The organism is Ruegeria sp. C9, assembly GCF_056537585.1.
Genome location: NZ_JBQFRU010000002.1, coordinates 516,707 through 542,995, shown reverse-complemented (window position 1 = coordinate 542,995; position 26,289 = coordinate 516,707). Strand labels below are relative to the sequence as shown.

Genomic DNA, 26,289 nt, shown 5'->3' with positions numbered 1-26,289 from the left:
CCGGAGGCCAATCAAAGATATTAGCTCAACCTCTACTCGGCCGGCATAGTCGTTGCGTCAGCTGAGATTGTTGTCGCGATGCCCGCTGCTTCGCGCCGCCCATCATTCCAGATTGCTTTGATCAGTGCGATGCACATCAACGCCATTACAATAGAGAAGGGCAATGCACCTATCACCATTGCAGTCTGAATTGCTCCGGTACCACCTGAGACAAGCAAGCCCCCGACAACAAGTGCCAGAGCTGCGCCCCAGAACATGATGTGAGGCCTTGCCTTGGGACCTTCGTCGCCAGCTGCGTTGATCGTATTCACGATCAGCACGGCCGAGTCTGCAGACGTGACAAGGAAGGTCATCAGCAGGACAACGATCACCGCGGCCATTGCCCACGCCAATGCTTCTGCAATCGGAGCAAGCATGTGTTCTGTCATCGCGAAGATTTTGTCGCCGTTCGCCGCATCCAGGATGACGCCGTTTGCGTCTCCGTTCAGTTCCAGGTCGATTGCCGTGCCTCCGGCCCAGGCGAACCAGACAAAGCACATTAGTGCGGGAACAATCATCGCGCCCAACACGAACTCACGGATTGTCCGGCCTCTGGAAATCCGCGCCAGGAACAAACCGACGAAAGGTGCGAACGCGATCCACCACGCCCAATAGAAGACCGGCCACCAGCCTTGCCACTGCGCAAGAAGGAACGCTTCCGACCCTTCAACACCATCAGATGTGTATACGTTTAAGCTCAGCCATGGCAGCGCGACCACATAGTCCCATATGCCTACAAAAAACGCTTTGGCGCCAAAGAAGGTCGCTCCGAACAGGATGAAGAACCCCAGAAGGAAGATCGACAGGCCCATATTGATGTTCGAAAGCCATTTGATGCCCTTGCCAACACCGGACAGGGCCGACAAGGTCGACGCGCCCATGATGACAAGCAGAGCGACGACGATACCCAAGTTTGTCGCAGAACCATCGGGCTGTGCGAGCCCACCGATGCCGATGCGTGTGAGACCTGCAACGAACTGTTCAACACCGAAGCCGAGCGTCTGGGCTACCCCAAGAATAGTGGCGACAACGGCGACGATGTCGATCAGATGACCGAGGTTGCCCGACAGTGATTTACCAAACAGTGGGGTCAATGAGGAGCGGATCGTTAGCGGCAGTCCGCGACGATAGCTGAAGAAAGCAAGCGCCAAGCCGGCTATCGCATAGCATGCCCACGCCCCGAAACCCCAATGCAGGTATGACCAAACATACGCCGTTCGGACATTGTCTGCATCCAGTGCAGTCGTCACCCCCTGAATAACGGACGGATTGTTCTCGAAATGCGCTACAGGTTCGGCGACCGCCCAAGTTAACATTCCGACACCGATGCCCGCGCCAAACATCATCGAGAACCAGGAAAAGTTAGAGAACTCGGGTTTCTCGCCCTCTACGCCAAGTTTCATACGTCCAGCAGTTGGCCAGATGGCCAGCCCAATACAGACGATGACAAACCCGGTAACAACCCAGATATACCAGGCAGCAAACTGCGAAAGAATGGCGGCATTCCAATCGCCAAGAATTCTACCAGCCTGTGTTGGCCAGACTATGCACCAAACAACCAGCAGGCTGATGACGATCTTGCTGATCACCGTCACGTTGACGCTGAACCCCCGGTAAAAACCGTTGTCAGCGGTTTTTATCGGAAGTTCCGATAGCGGTGGTTTCATTGACATTTGTATTCCTCCCTTTGAATCTCCACTTCACGCGTCGAGCGCGACCGGGCCTTTCGGCCAACTGCAACAGGCCAGCACATACCCTTGCTCGGTATCACCGGGTTGCAGGCCGCCCATGTCCTGCATCTCAACATCGCCCTGAGTGAGGCGCACTTTGCAGTTGCCGCAAACGCCCTGCTGGCAGGCCGAGTCGATCCAGACGCCTGCGTTCAGCGCAGCCTCTAGCAAGGTCTCGCCCTCGGCGGCATGACCGTGCAGACCGCTGAGTGAGAAATAGACCTCACCCCCCGTGCCGCTGCTTTCTTCGATAGTGATCTTTTCGCCAAAGCTTTCTTCGTGGACAGCGGCAAACGGAATGACAGAAGCCACATCACGGGCTGCTTTCATGAACCCTTCGGGACCGCACATGAAAATGCTGCGCTCGGCGTGATCAGGCACAAGTCGCTGCAGCAAATCTGCCGATATCTGACCGATTTCACCCTCAAACCCATCATTCGCTTCATCCACAATGGTATGGATGGTCACGTTGGCGAAGCGTCGGTTCAAAAACTCAAGCTGGTCGCGGAAAATGATGTCCCTAGGCGAGCGAGCGAAATGCACGAAAACGATGTCTTTCGGCAAGGTCACGTCGGTGACGTATTGCAGCATCGACATGACCGGGGTGACACCCGAGCCACCGGACAGGAGCAATGGCTTATCGCTGGGGATATCCACCCAGTTGAAGCCACCGGTGATATCTGCAATCTCGATCTCTGTTCCGGGGACCATCTGATCGTTCAGATAGTTGGACACAACCCCACCGGGCACGCGCTTGACGGTGACCTGAATGTTGTGGGGCCGGGTCGGCGTGGACGAGATCGAATAGGCGCGTACATGCTGCTTGCCCTCGATCTCGAAACAGAAGGTCACGTATTGGCCTGGTTTGAAGTCGAAGCTGCGGCTTTGCGTGTCTTCAAAGACGAAGGTCTTGCTGTCATGCGTTTCATCGATCACCGCTTTGCAGGTCAAAGTGGCAGGCCCACCTGCGTAGCAGGGTTGGTTGTTGGCTGAACTCAGGGAAAACGGACTGTCCGTCGCAACGAGCATCTTGCGGAAACCTCCAGAATAGGGTTCGCGCGAGGATAATGGTGCGAGGGGACTGAAAAACGGTGCAGAATTGCGGTATCAATCGGTTAAAGCGATTGATCTGTGTTGGATTAGTTCTTTGAACAGGGTGACAGCTTGCGCCACCAGCGGATCATGGCGTTTTCGAACGTGCACGATGGAATAGATGGGCTGTGGGATCACCGGTGCGTCAGTAACCTGTTGCAATGTTGGATACTCGGCACACAGACCCGGTGCGGCAAATCCGGGGAAATATGCCGTTCCGCCGCTGGCTTTTAGGAAATCCAAAGCCAGATCATTGCTGCCCACCAGGGTCGAGCTTTGCGGCTGATCCAAAAACGCCTCGTCATGCTGGCGGTCAAAATATGATGTGTAGGCTACCTGAATGTAGCGCGTCCATGGAACGTCCTCGATACGGTCACAATCGGTGGACAGCATTACATAGCTTTCGCTGCCCAATTCGCTGACAAACATGTCAGGCGCCCGCTGCGGGACAAAAACAATACCGATATCGGTCTCGCCGGTCAGAACATCCCGCTGTATCTGTTGTGAGAAATTCGCCTCGAGATACAGGTCCAGATACGGGTTTCTTTCCCTGACTGCCTTAGTCCAGTCTATCAGCACGGATCGGGCCAAACTGAACTGAACTGATATACGCAAGCGTTGCCTGTTGCCGCTGCCACCCGCCTCAACATCGCGTCGTGCCAGACTCCAAGCAGCCAGCAGTGACCGGCAATGGGTCTCAAAGCGGCGCCCGGCGGCCGTGGGTTCAGCCCCGCCGCGCCCCCGTTCGAACAGGCGCGTGTCCAGCTCCTGCTCCAACTGACGGATGCGAGCGCTGACCGTGGATTGGGACACATTCAGACGTTCGGCGGTGCGGTTGAAGTTCCGCGTTTCCAGAACATCCATGTAGGTCACTAAGAGCTGGCGATTCATTTAATCGGTAATCCCGATCGATAGGTGCGTTTCAATTGTATTTATTTGCCAAAGTTTCGCAGATATCAAGCATCGTTGAACAAGATGTAAGCCCGCCCTTTTGGCGCCAGCAACAGGAGAAGTTCATGTTCATCGTCGATTGCGACTGCCACAACTATTGGTGCAGCGCCACGGTTCTGGAACCCTACATGGAAGGTCTTTTCAAGGACATGTTCGTCCGGGGAGAACGCACCGGCCCACGTGGCGCATTCCCACATGGCCATCGTCCCTGGTTCCACCCCGAAGGATTTGCCCGCCATGACGTGAACCCGGTTGAGGAAGACGACAACTACTTGATAATGAAGGAAAAACACCTCGATAAATACAATATCGACGTTGCGATCCTGACCGGCGACGAACCGATCGAAGCCTCAACGCTGGCCAACCCTTATTACGCCAATGCGCTGTGCAAAGCCTATAACGACTACATGATCGACTACTGGCTGCCCAAGGACGAGCGGTTCTGGGGCTCGATCGTGGTGGCACCGCAGGACGCGCATCTGGCCGCCGCTGAAATCCGCCGGGTTGGCGGCCACCCCCGTGTCGTTCAAGTCTTGGTGAGCCACGGTGCCGCGCGCCCTTATGGCGACCCGTTCTATCACCCGATCTATGAGGCTTGCGCCGAAATGGGCTTGCCATTCGCTATGCATCTCGGCGGACAGGGCGGCATCAACTCGACCCCGATCGGGGCCGGGCCTTCGACCTTTTTCTGGGAAACCCACGCGATCCTACCGCAGACGGCCATGACCCACATGGCCAGCCTGATCGCCCACGGCGTGTTTGAGAAATGGCCGGGCTTGAAAGTGGTAATAATCGAATGTGGCGTCGCCTGGGTGCCCTCGGTTCTTTGGCGTCTAGATGCGAACTACAAGGCGCTGCGAAAGGAAACGCCGTGGCTCAAGCGTCTGCCGTCCGAGTACTTCAAGTCGAACATCCGCATGTCGACCCAGCCGTTGGAGCAGCCCGCGAATATCCAGCACCTGTGGGCCACGCTTGAGGCGATGGATGGAGAGAACACCCTGATGTTCGCGTCGGACTATCCGCATTGGGACTACGACGACGTCAACAAGCTGCATGTCCCGCCCGCATGGCGCGAGAAGATCTTCGGACTCAATGCGTTGGACGTATATACCCGTCTGCGACGCCCGATGGCGCATGCCGCCGAATAAAGAAGGAGACATCGACCATGGCAAACAAGTATTTCGCCTGCAAAACTGATGAAGTCCCCAGCGACGCGGCAAAGATCGTCACAGTTTCGAACATGCCCATCGGCGTTTTCAAACTCGACGACGGTTATCACGCTTTGCTCAACATCTGTCCTCACAAAGGTGCGGCCCTCTGCGAAGGCCCGGTCTGCGGTACGACCCGCCAAACGGACTCAACCGAATTTGTCTATGATCGCGCCGGTGAAATCGTCCGTTGCGCCTGGCACGGTTGGGAATTCGACATTCGCAGCGGTGAGTTTCTTGTGGATTCGTCCATTAAAACGAGACGCTTCGATGTATCAGTAGAGGGCAGTGATCTCTTCGTGCATCTGTAAGAAGCGGGTTTCACGACGAAGGTCAGAAATATTAGGCAGTTCAATCTTTCCTCCCAGCTGCCTGCGCTGGCATTGTCTAGGCATAGGCAATGCCAGTTCTATTTTTGAAACCGGAGAACTATCGCTGTGCTTTTCGTATTGGCTTGGAGGATGGCTATCTGCACGTTCTGATTGGCCTACAGGAGGGCGCTCACCCTGGCCAGATATTCAATGAAAGCAACTCATGGCTTGGCTAAGCCATTCCTACCAGCGCCCAAAACTATTTGTTTGATTGACTTCATGAGGCATTGGGCATTTGCCACTTTTATGTCCCAGAAAACAGCAGACCGCGTAAATAGCTGTTCAAGGCCTTCTTGAAAACCATTGGGCTCATGAGATTTTCAAACTAAGGAAATGCATTTGAGCCCATATTTTACACGCCAATTCAGGTCCATTCGCAATTATCCCGCTTCCTCTGATCTACTGCAGTATAGAGTATTCAACTACAGCGGATTTACGTCTCAGTAATTCAGGCCGAGCGACGCAGCCCATCGATTAAACGTTTCATTAAGAAGGCTTAATAATCAAACCCTTCCATAGGGTTTGCACAATGGCTGCATACATAGTTTTCCGAGGAGAAATCAAGGGAGGTCGCTGAAATGAATGTTGTGAACACAACTCATTGGCCGTTCGGGTCAGAGGAGAGTTTCATCTTGTCGACCGAACCAGGCCTAGCTTCGCAAGGCGGCGTATCTAGTTCGATTGATCAAGTCGATTTGCCTTTTTTGAACCTCGATCCCCATGATCTCGAAGGGAAAGAAGATCTGCCGGATATCGAACTGCGCGGGTTTTGGGACGGGGTGATCGACAGCACGGTCAGCGCGTATCAAGTTGCTGGGTCTCACGAGGTTGAGTTCAATCTTTCGATGGTGAACCACGAGATCGCGACACGCGGAAGCGCCACGCTCATTTCCGAGCTGTACCATACACAGCAAGTCGCGCTTGAAACCATAAGCATGAATGGAACGGACATACCTGTTTCTTATGAGGCCCGGTCAGCCTTTGGATTTGAGGGCGTTCACATTAGTCAGGCAGCACAGTTTCAGCATCTGTCTATAGCCAGCGAACAGGGGGAGATGTTCGATGTGCATGGGTTCGATACAAATGGCGATCTGGTATTGGCGTCATACGGCTATTACGAGGTCGTCGAGATCGCAGGCAAGCTTCACCAAAACGGAATTTCTGATTTTGCACTTAGTTTCGAGGTGTCGTTCGAGCTCGAAATGAATGAGACCGGTCTTTATGAAGTATTTGCTGCGGTCTCGTTCGATGGCCAAATTGACTTTAACGACGGAATGTCGCGCTACTTTGAGTTTGAAGAGGATATGTATTTCCCAGCTCGCGATCTGGGGAGTGTGGAATTTGGCCCTTTGCCAGATGGCTTGTTCCAACAACTGGCGATGTTCCAGGCTCATATGGGTGACGCCTGGGACGAGTTGGTGAGTTTGAACGATCAGCTTGAGGCGGTGTTTTTGCAGCTTCGTGAAGACGAGCACTATGATGAGTGGGATTTGGCCGGGCAGGGGATTGAAAATCCGTTCACTTTCGATTTGCCGCCAGTGGATCAGTGGCTATAACGATTTGGACATTCGGCCCTTTCTGCTGTTCAATCGGACAGGGCTAAGCCAACTCTGTCCGATCATGTGCGCTGGCCGCATCTGATTTTCGGCCGTCACAAGTCATAGGCAAATGGAAGATATTGAAAACACCAGCCCACCGTCACTCGATCAGGTCCTCTCGCTGGAAAAACAGGTATGGACTGCGCTGGTTGAAGGCAATGCACAGGCGGACCGGGCACTGTTGAGCCCCGATTTTCTGGGCGTGTATCCAACGGGTTTTGCCAATCGCGACGATCATGTTGGCCAGTTCGCCGATGCGCCTACGATGGCGCAATATGAACTCAGCGATACCAGGTTGCGCGTCTTATCGGCGGATGTGGTTTTGCTCTCATACAGGGCAGATTACCTGCGTCCCGAAGCACAGGAATGGGAGGCGATGCTGATCTCATCCCTGTGGGAGCGGCGTCACGACGTCTGGATCAACAGTTTCAGCCAGGACACACCACTGGAACGGTCATGAGCCAGCCTCTTGTTATCAACCGCTTGCCGCGCGCTTTTCATACCGATCTGGGTGACGAAACACGCGCGGCGCTGCCCGATTTGACTGCCGAGCAGGGGGAGTTGATCGCGGGAACTGCGGGCTCTAGCCCCTACCTGAAAGGGTTGATTGACCAAGAAAGGAACTGGTTGCCACACGCGTTGCAGCAACCGGACCAGGCATTGTCGGAAGTGATGGACGCGGCGCGCGCGCTGCCGTCGGATCAGTTGAAACCCGGTTTGCGGCAAGCGAAGAGGCGCATGGCCTTGCTGACGGCGCTGGCCGATCTGGCGGGTGCGTGGCCGTTGGAAAAGGTAACTGCCGCGCTGACCGACTTTGGCGCTTTGGCCGCAGATGTGGCAGCGAAGGCCGAAATTGCTGCGCTGATCCGGCGCGGCAAGCTGCCGGGTATGACCGAAGATGATGTCGATACCGCTGCCGGAATGGTCATTCTGGCGATGGGCAAAATGGGTGCGTATGAGCTGAATTATAGCTCAGATATCGATCTGATCGTGCTGTTCGACGAAACCCGCTTTGATCCCGATGATTTCTACGAAGCGCGACAGGGCATGGTGCGCGCCACGCGGAATTTCTGTGCCACGCTCAGCGACAAGACGGCGGATGGCTATGTGTTCCGCACCGATCTGCGATTGCGCCCCGACCCGGCGGTGACGCCTGTGTGTCTGGCGATGGAAGCGGCTGAGCGCTACTATGAAAGCCTTGGGCGCACGTGGGAACGCGCGGCCTATATCAAGGCACGCCCCTGCGCCGGGGACATCGCGGCAGGTCTGAGATTCCTCGATGCATTGCGCCCGTTCGTCTGGCGGCGGCATCTGGATTTTGCCGCCATTCAAGACGCCCATGACATGCGCTTGCGCATTCGCGAGAACAAGGGAACGGGCGGAAGTCTCTCGATTCCCGGCCACGATATGAAGCTGGGGCAGGGCGGTATTCGAGAGATCGAGTTTTTTACTCAGACCCGTCAATTGATCGCGGGCGGACGTGATCCCGACCTTCGCGTCCGGGGTACCGTTCCCGGTCTGGCGGCGTTGGCGTCGAAGGGCTGGGTGCCCGAAGACGTCGCAGAGAAACTGACTGACCACTACCGCGCCCACCGCGAGGTCGAGCATCGCATCCAGATGGTGCACGACGCACAGACCCATAAGGTGCCAAATTCAGAGGACGGTTTCGAACGGGTCGCGTGCCTGATGGGCATCAGCAGCGCCGAACTGACCGCTGATCTGACCCGCCGCCTGACAGAAGTGCATGAACTGACCGAAGGGTTCTTTGCCCCCGGACCGGGCGCAGCACCCGCGCCGGTACAGGAGGTCGAGTTTGACAAGGGCGTGCTGGCCCGCTGGCCCACCTATCCGGCGCTTCGCTCGCAGCGGGGTGCACGGATATTCGAACGGCTCAGGCCGGAACTTCTGGCGCGATTGGCAAAAACTGCGAAACCCGACGAAGCGCTATTGGCACTGGATGGGTTTCTGGCGGGATTACCCGCCGGAGTGCAGCTGTTTTCCCTGTTCGAGGCGAATCCGCATCTGATCGATCTGCTGGTCGATATCGTTGGGACATCGCACGCCCTTGCCACCCATCTGTCGCGCAACGCCTCGGTTTTTGATGCGGTGATTGGTGGCAGCTTTTTCAGCGACTGGCCCGGACAGTCGGCCTTGCAAGCTGATCTTACACAAGCGTTGTCGGATGAAAGCGACTATGAAACACAGCTCGATTTCGCACGTCGCTGGTGCAAGGAATGGCATTTCCGCATCGGCGTTCACCATCTGCGCGGACTGATCGATGGGGCGCAGGCCGGGCAGCAATATGCCGAACTGGCGCAGGCCGTGATTGCGGCGGTTCTACCCTGCGTTGTCGAGCAGTTTTCCCAAAAGCATGGACCGGCACCGGGGCGCGGCGCCGCGGTTTTGGGCATGGGGTCACTTGGGGCAGGGCGCATCAACTCGCAATCCGATCTGGACATGATTGTCATCTACGATCCTCAGGATCAGGATATGTCCGACGGTCCTCGCCCGCTGGCGACGCGGACGTATTATGCTCGGTTCACCCAGGCACTGATTACGGCGCTCAGCGCGCCAATGTCGCAGGGACGGCTTTATGAGGTCGACATGCGTCTGCGCCCGTCGGGCAATCAGGGGCCGGTGGCTACAAGCTGGGTCAGCTTCACCAACTATCAGCAGAATGAGGCCTGGGTATGGGAACACCTTGCTTTGACCCGCGCCCATGTGGTCGCAGGCGACGCCGGTCTGGCCGAGGATATCGAAAGCTTCCGCGCCGATTTCCTGTCGCAAACGCGCGACCGCCAGAAGGTGCTGAAAGAAGTCGCCGAGATGCGCGAAAGACTGGCCGCAGCCAAAGCACCAGCGGGCGTTTGGGACGCAAAGAATGGGCCGGGCCGCATGATGGATATCGAGCTGATGGCAGAGACGGGCGCATTGCTGGCCGGATTGCCCCAGCGCGATGTCCATTCGGGTCTGGACGGGGCGGTCGCTGTCGGGCTGCTGGATGTCGCACAGGCGCAAACCCTGAAGGGTTGTTACGATTTATGCTGGTCGGTGCAATGTGCGGCGCGTCTGCTGTCGGGAAAGGTGATCGAGGCCGACAAGATCGGTGAAGGCGGTACGGCCTTTCTGTGTCGGGCGACCGGGTTCGATCAGGTCGAACAGCTGCAATCCGCGTTGCAAGACAATTACAGCACTGCGGCCTCGTTGATTGGCGCAGTTGTCGGAGGCGTTGAAGATGGCACGCAGTGATGATCCGAATGACCACAAAGGCCTGATCCGCGAGGCGTATCGCATTGAAGGCATCACCTTGCCCGAATGCCGCAGCATCTTTCTGGATTGGGCGCTGAGCCTGCCCGGAGAGCTTGATCAAAATCAGGCCTTGACCAACCTGCACGCAGTCTATTCGGAACAGGCTGCTGATCATCCGATGACGCAGGTCCTGACCGAGGGTTTGCAGGCGGCCCAAGCCCCCAAGCGTCGTGGCGGCTGGCGCAAGCGCAACCGTTAACGGGGCTTTCACCCCCGTGCATTCACGATTATGAGGGCGCCATGACAACCGTAGCTGACCGCCCCCGTATCCGTTTGAAACCCAAGGCCAATGCGCGAGGCCTGCGCCACGGGTTTCCCTGGGTCTACGCCAATGACATCGTCACCGACCGCCGGACTCGCAAGATCGGGCCGGGGTCCTTGGCTGTGCTGGAAGACGAGAAGCGCGCGCCAATCGCTCTGGTCGCAGTGAATCCGGTCTCGAACATCATGTGCCGGGTATTGGATCGCGATATCGGCGCGCAGTTGGATGCGGACTGGTTTGAAACCCGTCTGCGCCGCGCGCTTGAGATGCGCGAGCGTCTGTTCGATGCGCCGTACTACCGCCTGATCCATGCCGAGGCGGATGGGTTTCCCGGGGTGATCATCGACCGGTTCGGAGGCGCCTGCGTGATCCAACCCAACGCAGCCTGGGCTGAGGCACATCTTGAATCTCTGACCGACGCGCTAGTCAAGGTAACCGGGGTCGACACAGTGCTGAAGAACGCCTCGGGGCGCACGCGTGTGCTCGAGGGGTTGGACGACACCAATCTGACCTTGCGCGGCACCGCGCCCGATAAGCCTCTGCCGGTGCCAATGAATGGCGCAACCTACATGGCCGACCTGACCGGGGGACAGAAAACTGGCCTGTTCTATGACCAACGCCCCAACCACGCCTTTGCCGCCAAGTTGGTTCACCCCGAGGCGCAGGTGCTGGATGTATTCAGCCACGTCGGAGGCTTTGGTCTGGCCATGCTGGCGGGCGGCGCAGCACAGGCATTGTCCGTTGACGGCTCGGCAGCGGCGCTCGAACTGGCGGCGAAGGGCGCAGAAGTCTCAGGATTTTCTGCCCGTTTCCAGACCCGACAAGGCGACGCCTTTGATATACTGACCAAACTCGGCGAAGAGGGCGCGTTGTTCGACGTCGTCATCTGTGATCCACCGGCCTTCGCGCCCTCGAAACAAGCATTGGACGCAGGCCTGCGCGCCTATGAGCGTACCGCACGTCTGGCGGCTCCGCTGGTCAAACCGGGCGGGTATCTTGGCCTCTGCTCCTGTTCTCATGCCGCTGATCTGGGCCGCTTCCGCGATGCCTCATCCCGTGGGATCGGACGGGCAGGACGACAGGCCCAACTGATCCGAACTGGCTTTGCCGGGCCGGACCATCCACAACTGCCGCAGCTGGCAGAAAGCGGCTACCTCAAAGCCGTGTTTTACCGTCTGTGAAGGCGGTTCTTGATACCTGCGTCATCTATCCCACGGTGATGCGAGAGATGCTGTTGGGCGCTGCGAGGCTTGGTTATTTCACGCCCGTCTGGTCTGCACGTATCCTCGAAGAATGGGCCCGTGCCGCCCGCAAACTCGGCCCCGAGGGAGAGGCACAGGCGCGCGCCGAAATCGCGCTGGTTCAGGCCCAATGGCCAAATGCCGAGCAACCCGCCAACCTCGGTGTTGAACAGCGCCTATGGTTGCCGGATGCCGCCGACATCCACGTTCTCGCAACGGCGGTCACAAGCTCGGCAGATGTCATTGTCACCGTCAATGCCAAGGACTTTCCCAAGAATATGTTGGCCGACGAAGGGCTTGAGCGGCGCGATCCGGACGGGCTGCTGCATGAACTCTGGCTGTCCGACCCCGAAGGCATGACGCAGGTTTCCAAAGCGGTCCTTGCTGAAGCCAACCGGCTATCCGGTGCTCAATGGACCTTGCGTAGCTTAATGAAAAAAGCCCGCCTGCCGCGCCTTGGCAAAGCCCTGAGTACTTAATTCGGGATCCCATTCATCTGGCCAAAAATATCTCGGGGAGCGCGAGGGGCTGGCCCCTCGCTCCTATCCTAAACTCCCACGCCCCACTTTTGTTCAAGTACTTCCAGAGCTGCGATCCGCTCATCCGTCTTTGGATGACTCATCAACCAAGCGGGCACAACGCCCGCACGCTGCTGAGTCAGATCCTCAAGCTTGTGGAACAAAGACTTCTGTGGACCAATCCCGATCCCGGCTTTTGTCAAAAGCGCAGCCGCATATTCATCCGCCTCATATTCATCACTCCGCGACAGGCGGGAGGCCAGCAAATGAGTCAGCATATTTGCAATCCAGGCTCCAATGAACGGGATGAAGCGGTTCAATAGCATCATCAGCGCAGCACGCAGGGCGTTTTGACCCGAGAAATCAATCATCCGCCGCCGGGCGTGGCCAAGGGCGACATGGCCCAATTCATGCGCGATTACGCTTGCCATTTCTTCCGCTGATACTTCGCCGTTGCCAAATTTGCGATAAAAACCGCGAGTGATGAAAATACGCCCATCCGGCGCTGCCAGCCCGTTCACCGGATCGATCTCGTAGATGTAGACTGGGACCCGATCAATCTCCAAGGCTGCAGCCAGCCGGTCCGTCATGCGTTTTAGCGCAGGATCGGCCAGTTCGGTGGACTTCGCATCCAACTCACGATGCGTGCGCCAGACGGATATCCGGTACATCACAACGGCATAGGCTATGGCCAGCAGGATGGGTGTTAAGCGAAGCATGAGTTAGATATGGGCGGCCCACCCCAAGGAGGCAAGCGGTAACTCGCCCTTCACGTCCGATCAGTTATTTGGCTCAATCCAGCCTTACCTGCCTGGCGAGGGCAGGTGCAGGTTCGAATGAAACTCGGCAAGGGACTGCTTGGTTAAGATCTCGCCCTTCGAAGCCTCAAAAAATGCGCGTTCAGCTTCCTTTTCTGCGACCAGAGCATCAACTCTCAGGTCCCTCACATCCGCGCGCAGAGCGTCGCGCGCCTCCTCGTAGGTTTCAGCATCGCGCAGCTCATCCTCAAGCGCACTCAGCTTGTCATCATAGTCCGGGTCCGCAGGATCAAGTGCGGCGATATCATCGGCGATGTCTTCGCTGCTGCGGCCATCGTAGTCTTCGTTCAGATCACGCAATTCACGGCGCGCCTCATAGAGGTCACCGCGCAGGTCGTAATAGGTTTCCGCCGCCGCCTGATAGGTCGCGATCTTGCCGACTTTACTGTTGGGTGAAGCATTGCGGAACGCCGGGGCTGCTGCCTTAGACGCATTCAGGTTACGCAGCTTGTCCGAGCCATCGGGATCGGTGATTGCTGCAACAAGCGGGTCGCGGTAATAGCGGTAGCGGTCCTTCTTGCGATCGGAATATGGCTTGTCGTAGCGCAGTCGATAGTCGGTTTCATCATAGATCTTCTTATCGTCCGAATAGCGGTAGCCGTCAGGATTGTAAGGCACCGGCTGGATCGTTGCCCAGTCCTTGTACCAGTAGTTTGGCTGTGGCAGATCGAGATTGCCGTGGAATTCGCCCAGCGTCGCCTTGGTCAATGTCCGCCCTTTCGAAGCGTCATAAAAGGCAGCCTCCGCATCTTGCAACGCGTCGCGGGTTTCGTATTTCAGGTCCCTCAGATCCGCGCGCAGATCGTCGCGCGCCTCCTCATAGGTTTCAGCATCGCGCAGCTCATCCTCAAGCGCACTCAGCTTGTCATCATAGTCCGGGTCCGCAGGATCAAGTGCGGCGATATCATCGGCGATGTCTTCGCTGCTGCGGCCATCGTAGTCTTCGTTCAGATCACGCAGTTCGCGACGGGTCTCATAGAGGTCACCGCGCAGGTCGTAATAGGTTTCCGCCGCCGCCTGATAGGTCGCGATCTTGCCGACATTGCTGTTGGGTGAAGCATTGCGGAACGCCGGGGCTGCTGCCTTAGACGCATTCAGGTTACGCAGCTTGTCCGAGCCATCGGGATCGGTGATCGCTGCAACAAGCGGGTCGCGATAGCGACGCTTGCTGGGCTTCTTATTGTCATAGTGCTTGGATTTATAATCTGTGCGAGCAACAGGTCGCGGGGAATACTCAACAGGAGCAACCGACGCCTTGCGATACGTTTTCGTTACGCGGTTCGCGCTTGACTTGGTTTTTACCGGCGAACGCTTGCCAAATAGTTGCTCGACATCGCGTTTAAACTCTCTTCCAAAGCCCGCCAGTGTGGTCTTTTGTACCTTGCCGTTCCGTCCCTTAGCTTTAGCAGAGGTTTTGGCTGACCGGTGGTGTTTTGCCTTTTGCTTCTTGTTAAACCCGAAAGCCTTTTCCACGCGGTGCGTTTTGGAGTTGGCCTTGCCGGCATCTTTACCCGCGCTTTTGGAACCCTTAGCTTTGCTGGATTTTCCCTTTTCGCCGCCTTTGTTGCCGTCGTTGCCTTTTCCGGACTTTCCCTTGCCTTTGTTGCCGTCGTTGCTTTTTCCAGAATTACCTTTGCCGCCGCCGCGGCCCTTTCCATTGCCATTATCATTCTTGGCATAAGCGGCGTCAGGGGAAAGTACCAATGTCGCGGTCGCACCCGATGCAATTGCGAACGCTGTAATGGTCAAAACAGATGTCAGGATATTTGGTAGTTTTGAAATGGTCATCTCAGCCCCCCAGCTTCAATCCCTTTGTCGTATATCACGAATTCGAGAGAGGCAGGGAATTTTGCCGAGATTGTTTCTTTGGTGGCGCTTTTGACGCGAATATCTCTGAAAACTAGGCCTATTGTTTCCAGTTTCTGAAGCAACCAGGACTCCGACGGTGACTAGCGCGTCAGTTCCCGCATACCTTGTTCTAAACCCGCCAGCGTCATGGGTACCATGCGATCTTCGAATATCTCACGGATCATGCCGATCGAATGGGTGTATTCCCAATACTTCTCTGGCACTGGATTGATCCACAGGTTCGATGTCCACTGTTCGCGTGCACGGCCCAGCCAGACTTGGCCAGATTCCTGATTCCAATGCTCATTTGCACCACCGGGATAAGCGATCTCGTAAGGACTCATTGAGGCATCGCCGACAAAGATGCATTTGTAGTCCGGCCCGTATGTGCGCAAGACCTCGTGCGTCGGAGTTTGCTGATCCCAGCGGCGGCGATTGTCGCGCCAGACGCCTTCATAGAGGCAATTGTGGAAGTAGTAGTATTCCAGATGTTTGAATTCGGTTCGGGCCGCTGAGAACAGTTCTTCCACGACCTTGATATGCGGGTCCATCGATCCGCCCACGTCCAGAAACAAAAGCACTTTGACGGCGTTGTGTCGTTCGGGTCGGGTTTTGACATCCAGATAGCCGTGTTCAGCTGTTGCCTTGATCGTTCCGTCCAGATCAAGCTCTTCGGCAGCGCCTTCGCGGGCCCAGCGGCGAAGGCGCTTCAGAGCGACCTTGATGTTCCGGGTGCCCAGTTCAACAGTGTCATCTAAATTCTTGAATTCGCGCTTGTCCCAGACCTTTACGGCACGCTGATGGCGGCTTTCTTTCTGGCCGATGCGCACGCCTTCGGGGTTGTAGCCATAGGCGCCGAAAGGTGAGGTGCCCGCGGTGCCGATCCACTTGTTACCGCCCTGATGGCGACCCTGTTGGTCCTTGAGGCGCTCGCGTAGCGTCTCCATCAGCTTCTCAAAGCCACCAAGCGCCTCGATCTCGGCTTTTTCTTCATCCGACAGGTGCTTTTCGGCCATCTTTGCAAGCCACTCGGCAGGAATATCGACCGCCTCGAGTACTTGATCGAAACTGATTTCACCCAACCCTTCGAAACTGGCGGCAAAGGCACGATCGAACTTGTCGATGTTGCGCTCGTCTTTCACCATCGAAACGCGGGCGAGATAGTAAAACGCCTCGACATCGTATGTCGCCAAGCCCTTTTTCATCCCTTCCAGAAACGTCAGGTACTCGCGCAGAGATACGGGAATGCCCGCGTTTCGGAGGTTTTCGAAGAAGGGCAGGAACATCGTTCTATACCAGACGAACAATGACCAGTGAAATAACCAGCCCGACCAACGCAAAGGCAATGCCGTAACCTGCAGCGTATTGAGCCATATCCGCACCGCTTCCGTTACGTTTGCGTGCTGTCAACGCGCCCAGAATCGCGCCCAGAATAGCCATGCCCAGAACCACTATCATGTGACGTTATCCACCCGTGCTTGTGGCGGCTGACTGCGCGATGTCTTGTGTGACCGAGCGCACCACCAAATCCGAGCCGAAGCCGTAACGTGCCCATCCGATACTGTCCAGCCGAACGCGACGTGCCTGATCTAGTTGACCGGACTGCCGCAGTGCCTCGGATTTGAGCAGCAGCAGGGTGGCCAGAAGGGCGGCGTTCTCGGCCTTGGTCATGACATTGATTGCTTTGTTCAATTCGGGCAGGGCCTCGGTGCCCTGACCCTGTGCCAAAGCAAAGGCTGCGGTTTGTGCCGTGATATGAGCGCGCTGAATTTCTGTTCCCGGGGTGGCGTTCAGGTATTTCAGGGCAATTTCATATTGCTGCTGCGCCGCCTCGGGGTCGTCGAATTGCCCCATGCGCCCTAGCAGATAATGCGGATAGGCGCGGCGGTGGTCGGTCCAGCCTTGCTGTTGACCAATTCGCGCTGCCTCGTTCGCAGCGTTGACGCGTTTGGCCGTACCAGCGCCAGCCCCCAAAGCGCGTTGAACTGCGTTAATCCAGGCCCGAGGTGTCTCAGTAACCTGTTGTGGCGCAACCCGATCCCCTCTGGGGTTCAGCCGGCTGAGTACGCCGGGCAGAACCGCTGCCACCTGTTCGCGTGTCATGCCATTTTGCAGCTCAGGCGCATAGGCTGCGCGCAGGATCAACATGTCGAATCCGGTCAGAACCGTGTGGAAATTGTCGTCGTTGAATACTGAATCGGTTAGGCGATAGAGGTCGTTCAGAGGTCCAAGTGCCTGAGCCAATTCTTCATGCAGGCAGTCCCGAATTTCCTGTGGGCTGGCATCGTAGGGGATGAATATCCCGATCCGTTCACGTTTTCGCAGTTCGGTCCAGTTGCTTTTGCTTTTGCGCCTGTCACGGCGGTATTCTTCCAGACTTGAAGAGTTGGGCACGACGAAACAGGCGGCCTGCGGCAGGATGCGGCGGATCTGTTTCTGGCTTACAGCCTCGATCGTGATGTTCGCCTGACCCTCTGGAATCTGCCGGATGTCGATCTTCGCCTCACGTTGCAACCGGGTCAGTAGCCGACTCAGGTCGGTCTGCATCGTTGGTGGCGGTGTCCCAGTCAGACGCACCGTGATCGGTCCATCAAACCGGGTGAAGACCGGCAGTTCCGCGCCGCTTTCAAGTGCGAAATGCAGTGAGAGGAAGTCGGCAGCGATATTCTTGTTCGAACGGGCAGGCGGGCTTGGACGAGCAGCGCCGAAGGATTTAGACGGCGGCAGCGAAGCTTCAATCACCTGGGTACGGGTCGGCGTCTCGATCCGGTCGACCGTGGTGCAGGCAGACAGCGCCGCCAGAAGTAGGGTTGCGCCTAAAAGCCTCATGGTCGCTGATACTTCAGGAACGGCGACAACTTGCCGATGCGGTCATAGAGTTTGCGTGCGGTATGGTTGTTTTGCTGCGTCAGCCAATAGACTGAGGGGGCTTTCTGCCTGTCCGCTTCTTCATAGACGGCCTCAATCAGGGCGCGTCCAACTCCGGTGCCTCTCGCTTCTGGGCGGGCATAGAGATCCTGCAGATAGCAGACACTTTCTTCCTTCCAGGCGTGGCGATGAAACAGGTAGTGGGTCAGTCCAAGCAGTTGCCCATCCAAATCCGCGACAAAACAGGAAAAGTCATTCGGATCATCACCTAAGAGCCGTGCAAAGGTGTTTTGGAAAGTCGAATCCGGCACTTCGGTTTCATAAAATGCCAGGTAGTCACGCCACATTTCGGCCCATTGATCCCGGTCTTCTGGTCGCAAGGGGCGAATTGTGAGGGCGTTAGTCATTTTATTATTTCCTGCTCTGGAGGCCCGATTGGCGCGGGGTCTTTCGTTGATGTAATGCTGACACCCGACCGTACCGATGACAAGCTGTGATCACCGCTTGCTACGCGCCATAAAGGCCAGCCGTTCAAACAGGTGTACGTCCTGCTCATTTTTTAGAAGCGCACCATGCAGCTTGGGCAGTGCATTCACACCGTCGCGTTTAAGGTCCTCAGCGCTCAAGTCCTCAGCTAAGAGCAGTTTCAGCCAGTCCAGCACTTCCGAGGTCGAGGGCTTTTTCTTCAAACCTTGCGTTTCGCGGATTTCGTAGAACTGGGTCAGCGCGGTGGTCAGCAGCGCATCTTTGATGCCGGGGTGATGGACTTCGACGATACGGCGCATCGTGGCTTCGTCTGGAAAGCGGATGTAGTGAAAGAAGCAGCGGCGCAGGAATGCGTCAGGTAGTTCCTTTTCGTTGTTCGACGTGATTATGACGATAGGGCGGTTCTTGGCACGGATCGTCTCGCCAGTCTCGTAGACGTGGAACTCCATCTTATCGAGTTCTTGCAGCAGGTCGTTCGGAAACTCGATATCAGCCTTGTCGATCTCGTCGATCAGCAACACGACCTTTTCATCCGCGTCAAACGCCTGCCACAGCTTGCCCTTGCGAATGTAGTTCGAAACATCATGCACGCGCTCTTCGCCAAGCTGGCTATCGCGCAAACGGCTGACCGCATCGTATTCATACAGTCCCTGCTGCGCGCGCGTTGTGGATTTCACGTTCCACTCAATCATCGTCAGCCCCAGCGCGCCTGCGACCTGTTTCGCCAGCTCGGTTTTGCCGGTACCGGGTTCGCCCTTGACAAGCAGCGGGCGTTCCAGCGTGACGGCAGCGTTCACGGCAATGTTCAGATCGTCGGTGGCAACATATTCTGCGGTGCCTTGAAAACGTGCGGTCATGGGACCCCTCATGTGGTTTCCGCGGAATGCGGGCTGGGTTTGCTCTGCTCGGGTTACAGAGAGGCAAGGTTATTTACAAGCCGGGCCGCAGCGTCGCGAGAGGATGGGATGGGCTGTAAGTCCAATCTGTTTTGGGCGATTCGTTCGGGGCGGGGTATCGCAGGGGTTGAAGCTGCCTGAAAAACGCCTTGCGAGAACCACAGAAAAACAAGGTTTTGTTGTTACAAGTCTCAATATTAGAGCAGTCGGAGTGACGCGGCGGCGAGGCATACGTTTGTGTAGTGACAATCTCTGCCCCGTCGGATAAACGCTCCGCAGAAGGGGGTGCCGAATGTCAGGTAATACAATCGCAACCGACGTTTCAGGCCATACCGAGGGAGCAAATATGAAGCAGGAAGTTTTTCTGCCGGAAGATTACCGTCCGGCTGAAGATGAACCTTTCATGAATGATCGCCAGCTTGAGTATTTTCGCCGCAAGCTGATGGATTGGAAGACAGAACTACTCGCAGGCAGCCGTGATACGATCGAAGGTCTGCAGGACAACACCCGAAACATTCCCGATGTCGCTGACCGCGCAAGCGAAGAGACCGACCGTGCGCTGGAACTGCGCACCCGGGATCGTCAGCGTAAGCTGGTGGCAAAAATCGACTCGGCCCTGCGCCGGATCGAAGAAGGGGAGTATGGATATTGCGAGAAGACCGGTGATCCGATCTCGCTCAAGCGCCTGGATGCGCGTCCTATCGCGACTATGACGCTTGAGGCGCAAGAGCGTCACGAGCGCCGCGAAAAGGTCCACCGCGACGATTGATCGCTGGGAAATTGCAACAAAACAACTGCGCCGGGGCCTGTCGCCTCGGCGTTTTTGCGTTATGGCAGGTCCATGAATATCAATGGTCTGAATTTCTGCGTCATTGGCGGCGGCATTGGGGGCATGGCGGCGGCACTCGCACTGCGAAGTCAGGGTGCTCAGGTGACGGTTCTGGAGCAGGCCCCAGAACTGACCGAAGTTGGTGCTGGATTGCAAATCAGTGCGAACGGGATGGCGGTACTGCGTGCGCTAGGCGTTGCTGGTAAGGTCCCGGAAGCTGGACAAATCTCGGGTGGGACCGTTCTGCGCGATTACCGTAATGGGCGCGTGATCAGTCGGGTCCCGGTCCCTGCCGCTGGGTCGACTTACTATTATCACCGGGCAGATCTGCTGGACCTGTTACACAAAGCCGCCTTGCGCTCTGGGGTGGATATTCGGCTGGATGCACCTGTCGCCACGGTTCATAAACACCCAAGCGAAGCCGAGATCGTTCTGGAAAGCGGCGAAAGGCTGCGAGCGGAATGCGCGATCGCCGCAGACGGTGGGCGCAGCGCTATCCGCCCGATCTTGAATGGCCCCGAGGTCCCGGTTTTCACCCATCAGGTTGCCTGGCGAGCAACGATTCCCTGGACCCAGCGAGAAGAACTGCCATGCGCGTCCTTGACGATGGGGCCAGGCCGGCACGTGGTAACCTACCCGCTGCGCGATCAACGCCTCGTGAACATCGTGGCCATAGAAGAGCGTTCCGACTGGAAAGAGGAAGGCTGGCGACGTCAGGGTGATCCCGACGACCTGCGAACCCGGTTCGCCGAATTTGGCGGACCGGTTGGTGACATATTGTCAAAGATTGACGAGGTTCACCTTTGGGCGCTGTTTCTGCGCCCCGTGGCGCAAATCTGGCAGAATGGGCGATTGGCCTTACTTGGGGATGCGGCGCACCCGACGTTGCCTTTTATGGCCCAAGGAGCTTGCCTGGCACTGGAAGATGCCTGGGTCCTGACACGCGCGTTCCAGGACAACTCAGGCGTCGCCCGCGCATTGGCTACCTATGAAGCCACTCGACGACCGCGTGCCAGGCAAGTGGTTGGCGCCGCAGGCGCAAATGCGCGTAATTTCCACCTTCGTGGGCCAATGAGGCTGGCCGCACAGGCCGCCTTAATGGCGGTTGGTCCACGCTTGGCACGGCGCTACGAGTGGATCTATAGCTACGACGCGACCGCGTAAGCATTCACAGGTCGAGATCAACCCAGACCGGCACATGGTCCGAAGGTTTTTCGTGCCCCCTCACTTCGGCATCGATCCTGCAATCACGCATCAAATCTGCAGCTTGCGGCGTCAGAAGAAAGTGATCGATGCGAATCCCGTCGTTTCTGTTCCACGCGCCGGCTTGATAATCCCAGAATGAATAATGACCGGGGCCTTGCGTTCGCGCGCGAAAGGCTTCAGTGAAGCCCAGATTCAATACCTTGCGGAATGCAGCGCGACTTTCGGGTCGAAAAAGCGCATCCTCGCGCCAGGCGTCGGGGCGCTTGGCATCTTCGGCCTGCGGGATAATATTGTAATCCCCTGCCATCAACGCGGGTTCCTCTGATGCCATCAAATCGCGGGCACGATCATAGAGGCGCTCCATCCACTCAAGCTTGTAGTCATATTTCGGCCCCGGCACCGGATTGCCATTTGGCAGATACAATCCGCAGATGCGCAGTGCTCTCTTTCCTATGACAGTGGCTTCGATCCAGCGCGCCTGCTCATCACTTTCATCACCGGGCAACCCAAGGGAGACATCCTCAAGCGCCAATTTCGAAAGGATTGCAACGCCGTTGAAGCTCTTTTGCCCATGGGTTTCAACGTTATATCCACGCTCCCCGAAAATCTCGCGGGGGAAATTCTCATCAATAGATTTGATTTCCTGCAGCAACACAACATCGGGCTGCGCCTCATCCAACCAGCGAGGTAACGCCTCGGCCCGTGCCTTGATACCGTTGATGTTGAATGTGGCGATTTTCATGCGTGATCCTCCGGTGCCATTGGCAACCTATCGCGCAGAATACACGCAACGGCAAGTTGCCGTACAAGTTAGCGAGGCTCTGCCTCGCGCTCCGAGGTATTTTGGGCCAGATGAAGAAACGGATTCTTAACCATATTCGTCAAAACTGAGTATGCGGTACAGGCGGAGGCGCCGATGACCGCGCCAGGTGAAGCTCTCTGACTTTGACTGTCAGAGAGCGGATCCCTCTTCATCTGGCTAAAAATACCTTGGGGGTGTGGGGGCAAAGCCCCCACTGGCGCTACATCGAGAACGATGTGCCGCAGCCGCAGGAAGACGTGGCGTTGGGGTTCTCAATCACGAAGCGCGCGCCGATGAGTTCCTGTGTGAAATCAATTACCGCGTTCTCTAGAAACGGCAGAGAGATCGAGTCGACGATGACCTTTTGGCCTTTGCCCTCTAGCACCAAATCGTCCTCTTTCGGCTCATCCAGGGCGATCTCGTATTGAAAACCGGAACATCCGCCACCCTCCACAGCGACACGCAGGGCCTGGCCCTGATCTGCGGCACCGATTTCGGCCAGGCGTTCAAAGGCGCGTTCTGTGACTGTTGGGGGCAGATTCATGCCGGTCTCCAAAGGTTTATTTCCTTAGCATCGTACAATATATGGAACCTGACGACAGGCGACAAGGACAAGACCTTTGGACAGAGCGGGTTTTGCCTCGGACCCAGGCCGCGCAAGGGGGCGGCTTGTACCTGAGGAGGAAAGCAGTTTTCGGTCATGCTTTCAGCGCGACCGTGACAGGATTATTCATGCCAGCGCGTTTAGGCGCCTCAAACACAAAACTCAGGTGTTTGTCGAGCATGAGGGCGACAGTTATCGAACCCGCCTGACGCATTCCATAGAAGTGGCTCAGGTGGCTCGAACGATTGCCGAGGCCTTAGGCTTGAACGGCGAATTGACCGAAGCGGTCGCGTTGGCGCACGACCTCGGGCATACGCCGTTTGGCCACACGGGCGAGGATGCTCTGCATGCGTTGATGGAGCCATATGGTGGCTTTGACCACAACGCTCAGGCCATTCGGATCGTAACCAAACTTGAGCGTCACTACGCCGAGTTCGATGGGTGCAACCTGACCTGGGAATGTCTGGAAGGGATAGCCAAGCACAACGGGCCGGTCACTGGTGCATTGCCTTGGGCATTGGCCGAATGCAACCAGGGCTTTGACCTCGAACTCCATACTCATGCGAGCGCTGAGGCGCAGGTCGCGGCGTTGTCGGACGACATTGCCTACAACAACCACGATCTATTTGACGGATTGCGGGCGGGATTGTTCAGAGATGAAGACATTCAGCAGCTTCCCATAATTGATGCCTGTTTCGCCGAAGTGGATGCCAAATTTCCGGGTCTTGACCCTTATCGCCGTCGGCACGAGGCGCTCAGACGGGTATTTGGCGTCATGGTTTCGGATGTGATCGACACCTCACGCGCGTTGATAGCGGCCTCGGGGGCGCAGTCGGTCGAGGATATCCGCCATCTGGGTTATCCGGTCATTCAATTCTCGGATGATCTTTGGGCGAAGCTCAAACAGATCCGCGCCTTCCTGTTTTCGCGCATGTATCGCGCACCGAGCGTGATGGAAGTGCGCGCCAGTGTCAGCAAGGTGGTTGAGGAACTGTTTCCGATTTACCTGACCGATCCCAAACAGATGCCGCGCCATTGGCACAGCGATATCGAGGCGGCAACGGATGAAACCGCGCTGGCCCGCATCGTCTCGGATTATATCGCGGGCATGACCGACAGGTTTGCGCTGCAAGACCATGCCCGGCTGACCGGAGATCACTCGATCGCAATATAGGCGATGGCCCAGATCTGTTGGCTGGCTTGTGTTTGAGCCAATTCAGCATCATCCGTGGGCGGGAAAACGATCATCGTGGGGCCGTAACTACCAATGCCCATCGGCACGCCATCCGCGTGGGTGGCCACGATGGGTTGATGTGTCTCGATGCTTTCCCATGGGATTTCAGCCTGATAGCCATCCATAGCCATGGGCAGAGCAGATTTGCCCCTCGCACCTGCCATCGTCATCACGTCGGACAACAGTGGGCCGGAAAAGGTATAGTCGCGCTGGTTCTCTGGCGGGCCGTAGGGGATGGTGATCTCGACCTGATCCAACCCGTCCAGCATGGCAGCGTCAAAGCCTGCTGCACCGTCATGTGTGACTTCGAGAAAACCCAACAGCCCACCGTCGTTCTCGGCGCGCGCGGGCAGATTGGTTTCGGTGATGGCGCCACCGAGCGTCAGCAGTACGTGGCCTTGCGGTGAGGGTATCTCGGCCCATGTGGGCAAGGCGGTGGTCAGCAACAGGGCGAAGGGCAGGGTAAGGCGCATTCAGGGGCTCCGGTCACGGTTTTCCCCGACCTTAGCCCTGATAGCGGTTAATCCAAGCGCAAAATTTAGGCGTCCATTGACCTTGGCGCTTTGCGTGGTAAACCCCGCGGCAAGCAAAAGGACATCCGAAATGAACCTGTTTTCCGAGATCCGCGGCCTGGTACTGGACGCGCTGGCGCAGATGCAGTCCGAAGGCGCGCTGCCTGAGGGGCTGAGCTTTGACAACGTGGCGGTTGAGCCTCCGCGCGATGCGGCGCATGGCGATATGGCGACCAATGCGGCGATGGTACTGGCGAAACCGGCGAAGATGAAGCCGCGGGACATTGCGGATGTGCTGGCAGGCAAGCTATCTGCAGACGACCGGATCACCAGCGCCGAGGTGGCGGGCCCGGGCTTTCTAAACCTGCGGCTAGCGTCTTCGGTTTGGCAGGGCGTGCTGGCTGCGGCGCTGGAAAAGGGTACCGATTATGGCCGTTCGACCATGGGGCATGGTCAGAAGGTGAACGTGGAATATGTCTCGGCCAACCCGACCGGCCCGCTGCATGTGGGCCACACGCGGGGGGCTGTGTTCGGTGATGCGCTGGCAAGCTTGCTGGCCTATTCGGGCCATGAGGTGACCCGCGAATACTACATCAACGATGGCGGCGCGCAGGTGGATGTGTTGGCGCGGTCGGCATATGAACGGTATCGCGAGGCTAACGGGCTGAGCCCCGAGATCGCAGAAGGTCTCTATCCCGGCGATTACCTGATCCCGATCGGTCAGGCGCTGAAAGAGAAATACGGCGACAGCCTGATCGACAAGCCTGAAAGCGTATGGCTGGAAGAGCTGCGCGAATTCTCAACCGACGCGATGATGGACCTGATCCGCGCCGACCTGAAGGCGCTGGGCGTTGAGATGGATGTGTTCTTCTCCGAGAAGTCGCTCTACGGCACAGGGCGGATCGAGGCTGCGCTTCAGTCGCTAACCGACAAGGGCCTGATCTACGAAGGCGTTCTTGAGCCGCCCAAGGGTAAGAAACCCGAGGATTGGGAACCGCGCGAGCAGACCTTGTTCAAGTCGACCGAACACGGGGATGACGTCGACCGCCCGGTCAAGAAATCGGACGGCAGCTGGACCTATTTCGCCCCGGATATCGCTTATCATTATGACAAGGTGAGCCGTGGGTTTGACGCGCTAATCGACGTGTTCGGTGCGGACCATGGCGGCTATGTCAAACGGATGAAGGCGGCGGTTTCGGCCCTTTCCGATGGTAAGGTGCCGCTGGATATCAAGCTGACCCAATTGGTGAAGTTGTGGAAGAATGGCGAGCCATTCAAGATGTCCAAGCGGGCAGGGAACTTTGTCACGTTGCGCGATGTAGTCGATCAGGTCGGGCCTGATGTAACCCGTTTCGTGATGCTGACCCGCAAGAACGACGCACCGCTGGATTTCGATTTCGACAAGGTGCTGGAACAAAGCCGCGAAAACCCGGTGTTCTACGTCCAATACGCCCATGCCCGCGTCATGAGTGTGCTGCGCCGCGCCGCTGAGGCCGGGATTTCTGCCGATGATACTACGCTATCAGGGGCAGATCTGGGCAAGATCGACCACGCCTCTGAGCTGACCGTTGCCAAGAAGCTGGCAGAATGGCCACGTCTGGTTGAAATCGCCGCTCGCACAAATGAACCGCACCGGGTTGCCTTCTATCTCTATGAATTGGCAGGAGATTTCCACGCGCTGTGGAACAAGGGCAATGACGAAACCCAGTTGCGCTTCATTCAGGATGGCGATGTTGCCACAAGCCAATCGAAAATCGCACTGGCCCGGGCTGTTTCTGTTGTGATTTCAGCGGGCTTGGGTATTCTTGGCGTTACCCCGGCGCAGGAGATGCGATAACAAATATCGCCCGAACCGCCGGTCTGAGGC

At 57.0% G+C, this 26,289-nt stretch carries 25 protein-coding genes; 12 read left to right on the top strand and 13 right to left on the bottom strand.

The window, feature by feature from the left end:
- Nucleotides 1–32: 32 nt before the first annotated feature.
- From ACR0NE_RS06885 to ACR0NE_RS06875, 3 genes are all read right to left on the bottom strand, one after another.
- A complete protein-coding gene (locus ACR0NE_RS06885) occupies nt 33–1,712 on the bottom strand; it encodes a BCCT family transporter (protein ID WP_170598141.1) in 1,680 nt (559 codons plus the stop codon).
- Between the two features lie 27 nt (nt 1,713–1,739).
- Nucleotides 1,740–2,798 (bottom strand): hybrid-cluster NAD(P)-dependent oxidoreductase, encoded by a 1,059-nt coding sequence (locus tag ACR0NE_RS06880; RefSeq protein WP_170598144.1) that lies wholly within the window; start codon nt 2,796–2,798, stop codon nt 1,740–1,742.
- Nucleotides 2,799–2,876: 78 nt separating this feature from the next.
- Nucleotides 2,877–3,752, bottom strand: coding sequence for a LysR family transcriptional regulator (locus ACR0NE_RS06875; RefSeq protein WP_170598147.1), 876 nt, complete (start codon nt 3,750–3,752; stop codon nt 2,877–2,879).
- A gap of 125 nt (nt 3,753–3,877) precedes the next feature.
- Here ACR0NE_RS06875 and ACR0NE_RS06870 point away from each other — a divergent pair, with 125 nt between their 5' ends.
- The 8 genes from ACR0NE_RS06870 (at nt 3,878) to ACR0NE_RS06835 (ending at nt 12,280) form a co-directional block, all read left to right on the top strand.
- On the top strand, nt 3,878–4,960 hold the full coding sequence (locus ACR0NE_RS06870) for an amidohydrolase family protein (RefSeq protein ID WP_170598150.1): 1,083 nt from the start codon (nt 3,878–3,880) through the stop codon (nt 4,958–4,960).
- A gap of 17 nt (nt 4,961–4,977) precedes the next feature.
- On the top strand, nt 4,978–5,331 hold the full coding sequence (locus tag ACR0NE_RS06865) for a Rieske (2Fe-2S) protein (protein ID WP_170396629.1): 354 nt from the start codon (nt 4,978–4,980) through the stop codon (nt 5,329–5,331).
- A gap of 692 nt (nt 5,332–6,023) precedes the next feature.
- Complete coding sequence (locus tag ACR0NE_RS06860) at nt 6,024–6,947, top strand: hypothetical protein (RefSeq protein WP_170598153.1); 924 nt, start codon at nt 6,024–6,026, stop codon at nt 6,945–6,947.
- Nucleotides 6,948–7,059: 112 nt separating this feature from the next.
- A complete protein-coding gene (locus tag ACR0NE_RS06855; RefSeq protein ID WP_170598155.1) occupies nt 7,060–7,449 on the top strand; it encodes a nuclear transport factor 2 family protein in 390 nt (129 codons plus the stop codon).
- On the top strand, nt 7,446–10,238 hold the full coding sequence (locus ACR0NE_RS06850) for a [protein-PII] uridylyltransferase family protein (RefSeq protein ID WP_170598158.1): 2,793 nt from the start codon (nt 7,446–7,448) through the stop codon (nt 10,236–10,238). Before ACR0NE_RS06855 ends, ACR0NE_RS06850 begins: the two co-directional genes overlap by 4 nt.
- Entirely contained in the window at nt 10,225–10,497 is a 273-nt protein-coding gene (locus ACR0NE_RS06845; protein ID WP_170396636.1) for a hypothetical protein, read from the top strand. The genes ACR0NE_RS06850 and ACR0NE_RS06845 overlap by 14 nt, the downstream gene beginning before the upstream one ends.
- Before the next feature lie 41 nt (nt 10,498–10,538).
- The gene (locus ACR0NE_RS06840; protein ID WP_170598161.1) at nt 10,539–11,741 is read left to right on the top strand and encodes an RSP_2647 family RNA methyltransferase; all 1,203 of its coding nucleotides are present in this window, start codon (nt 10,539–10,541) and stop codon (nt 11,739–11,741) included.
- Nucleotides 11,738–12,280 carry an RSP_2648 family PIN domain-containing protein gene (locus ACR0NE_RS06835; RefSeq protein WP_170598164.1) on the top strand — a complete coding sequence of 181 codons (543 nt, stop codon included), beginning with the start codon at nt 11,738–11,740 and terminating at the stop codon, nt 12,278–12,280. The genes ACR0NE_RS06840 and ACR0NE_RS06835 overlap by 4 nt, the downstream gene beginning before the upstream one ends.
- Nucleotides 12,281–12,348: 68 nt before the next feature.
- On the opposite strand, the gene ACR0NE_RS06830 is transcribed toward ACR0NE_RS06835, so the two are convergent.
- The 7 genes from ACR0NE_RS06830 to ACR0NE_RS06800 form a co-directional block, all read right to left on the bottom strand.
- Entirely contained in the window at nt 12,349–13,038 is a 690-nt protein-coding gene (locus tag ACR0NE_RS06830; protein WP_170396642.1) for a M48 family metallopeptidase, read from the bottom strand.
- 84 nt (nt 13,039–13,122) lie between these two features.
- Nucleotides 13,123–14,925, bottom strand: coding sequence for a hypothetical protein (locus ACR0NE_RS06825; RefSeq protein WP_480459300.1), 1,803 nt, complete (start codon nt 14,923–14,925; stop codon nt 13,123–13,125).
- 161 nt (nt 14,926–15,086) lie between these two features.
- Nucleotides 15,087–16,271 carry a vWA domain-containing protein gene (locus ACR0NE_RS06820; RefSeq protein WP_170595317.1) on the bottom strand — a complete coding sequence of 395 codons (1,185 nt, stop codon included), beginning with the start codon at nt 16,269–16,271 and terminating at the stop codon, nt 15,087–15,089.
- 4 nt (nt 16,272–16,275) lie between these two features.
- Nucleotides 16,276–16,443, bottom strand: coding sequence for a hypothetical protein (locus ACR0NE_RS06815; RefSeq protein ID WP_170396648.1), 168 nt, complete (start codon nt 16,441–16,443; stop codon nt 16,276–16,278).
- A 6-nt stretch (nt 16,444–16,449) separates the two neighbouring features.
- Nucleotides 16,450–17,814, bottom strand: coding sequence for a DUF2927 domain-containing protein (locus tag ACR0NE_RS06810; protein WP_170406392.1), 1,365 nt, complete (start codon nt 17,812–17,814; stop codon nt 16,450–16,452).
- Entirely contained in the window at nt 17,811–18,260 is a 450-nt protein-coding gene (locus tag ACR0NE_RS06805; RefSeq protein WP_170595319.1) for a GNAT family N-acetyltransferase, read from the bottom strand. The genes ACR0NE_RS06810 and ACR0NE_RS06805 overlap by 4 nt, the downstream gene beginning before the upstream one ends.
- Nucleotides 18,261–18,350: 90 nt before the next feature.
- Nucleotides 18,351–19,196: an AAA family ATPase gene (locus tag ACR0NE_RS06800; RefSeq protein ID WP_170396653.1), complete on the bottom strand. Its 846-nt coding sequence runs from the start codon at nt 19,194–19,196 to the stop codon at nt 18,351–18,353.
- Nucleotides 19,197–19,581: 385 nt separating this feature from the next.
- On the opposite strand from ACR0NE_RS06800, the gene dksA reads away from it, so the two are divergent.
- Both dksA and ACR0NE_RS06790 read left to right on the top strand, forming a co-directional pair.
- Complete coding sequence (gene dksA / locus ACR0NE_RS06795) at nt 19,582–20,004, top strand: RNA polymerase-binding protein DksA (RefSeq protein ID WP_074736317.1); 423 nt, start codon at nt 19,582–19,584, stop codon at nt 20,002–20,004.
- Nucleotides 20,005–20,076: 72 nt separating this feature from the next.
- Nucleotides 20,077–21,228, top strand: coding sequence for an FAD-dependent monooxygenase (locus tag ACR0NE_RS06790; protein WP_170595322.1), 1,152 nt, complete (start codon nt 20,077–20,079; stop codon nt 21,226–21,228).
- 4 nt (nt 21,229–21,232) lie between these two features.
- Here ACR0NE_RS06790 and xth read toward each other — a convergent pair whose 3' ends face one another.
- Both xth and ACR0NE_RS06780 read right to left on the bottom strand, forming a co-directional pair.
- Nucleotides 21,233–22,012 (bottom strand): exodeoxyribonuclease III, encoded by a 780-nt coding sequence (xth, locus tag ACR0NE_RS06785; protein ID WP_170595325.1) that lies wholly within the window; start codon nt 22,010–22,012, stop codon nt 21,233–21,235.
- A 280-nt stretch (nt 22,013–22,292) separates the two neighbouring features.
- Complete coding sequence (locus ACR0NE_RS06780; protein WP_170406378.1) at nt 22,293–22,616, bottom strand: HesB/IscA family protein; 324 nt, start codon at nt 22,614–22,616, stop codon at nt 22,293–22,295.
- 76 nt (nt 22,617–22,692) lie between these two features.
- On the opposite strand from ACR0NE_RS06780, the gene ACR0NE_RS06775 reads away from it, so the two are divergent.
- Entirely contained in the window at nt 22,693–23,850 is a 1,158-nt protein-coding gene (locus tag ACR0NE_RS06775) for a deoxyguanosinetriphosphate triphosphohydrolase (protein ID WP_170595328.1), read from the top strand.
- Here the strand turns inward: ACR0NE_RS06775 and ACR0NE_RS06770 are convergent.
- Nucleotides 23,832–24,383 carry a molybdopterin-binding protein gene (locus ACR0NE_RS06770; RefSeq protein WP_170595331.1) on the bottom strand — a complete coding sequence of 184 codons (552 nt, stop codon included), beginning with the start codon at nt 24,381–24,383 and terminating at the stop codon, nt 23,832–23,834. The genes ACR0NE_RS06775 and ACR0NE_RS06770 overlap by 19 nt on opposite strands.
- 130 nt (nt 24,384–24,513) lie before the next feature.
- Here ACR0NE_RS06770 and argS point away from each other — a divergent pair, with 130 nt between their 5' ends.
- Nucleotides 24,514–26,259: an arginine--tRNA ligase gene (argS, locus tag ACR0NE_RS06765; protein ID WP_170595334.1), complete on the top strand. Its 1,746-nt coding sequence runs from the start codon at nt 24,514–24,516 to the stop codon at nt 26,257–26,259.
- The last annotated feature ends 30 nt before the right edge of the window (nt 26,260–26,289 follow it).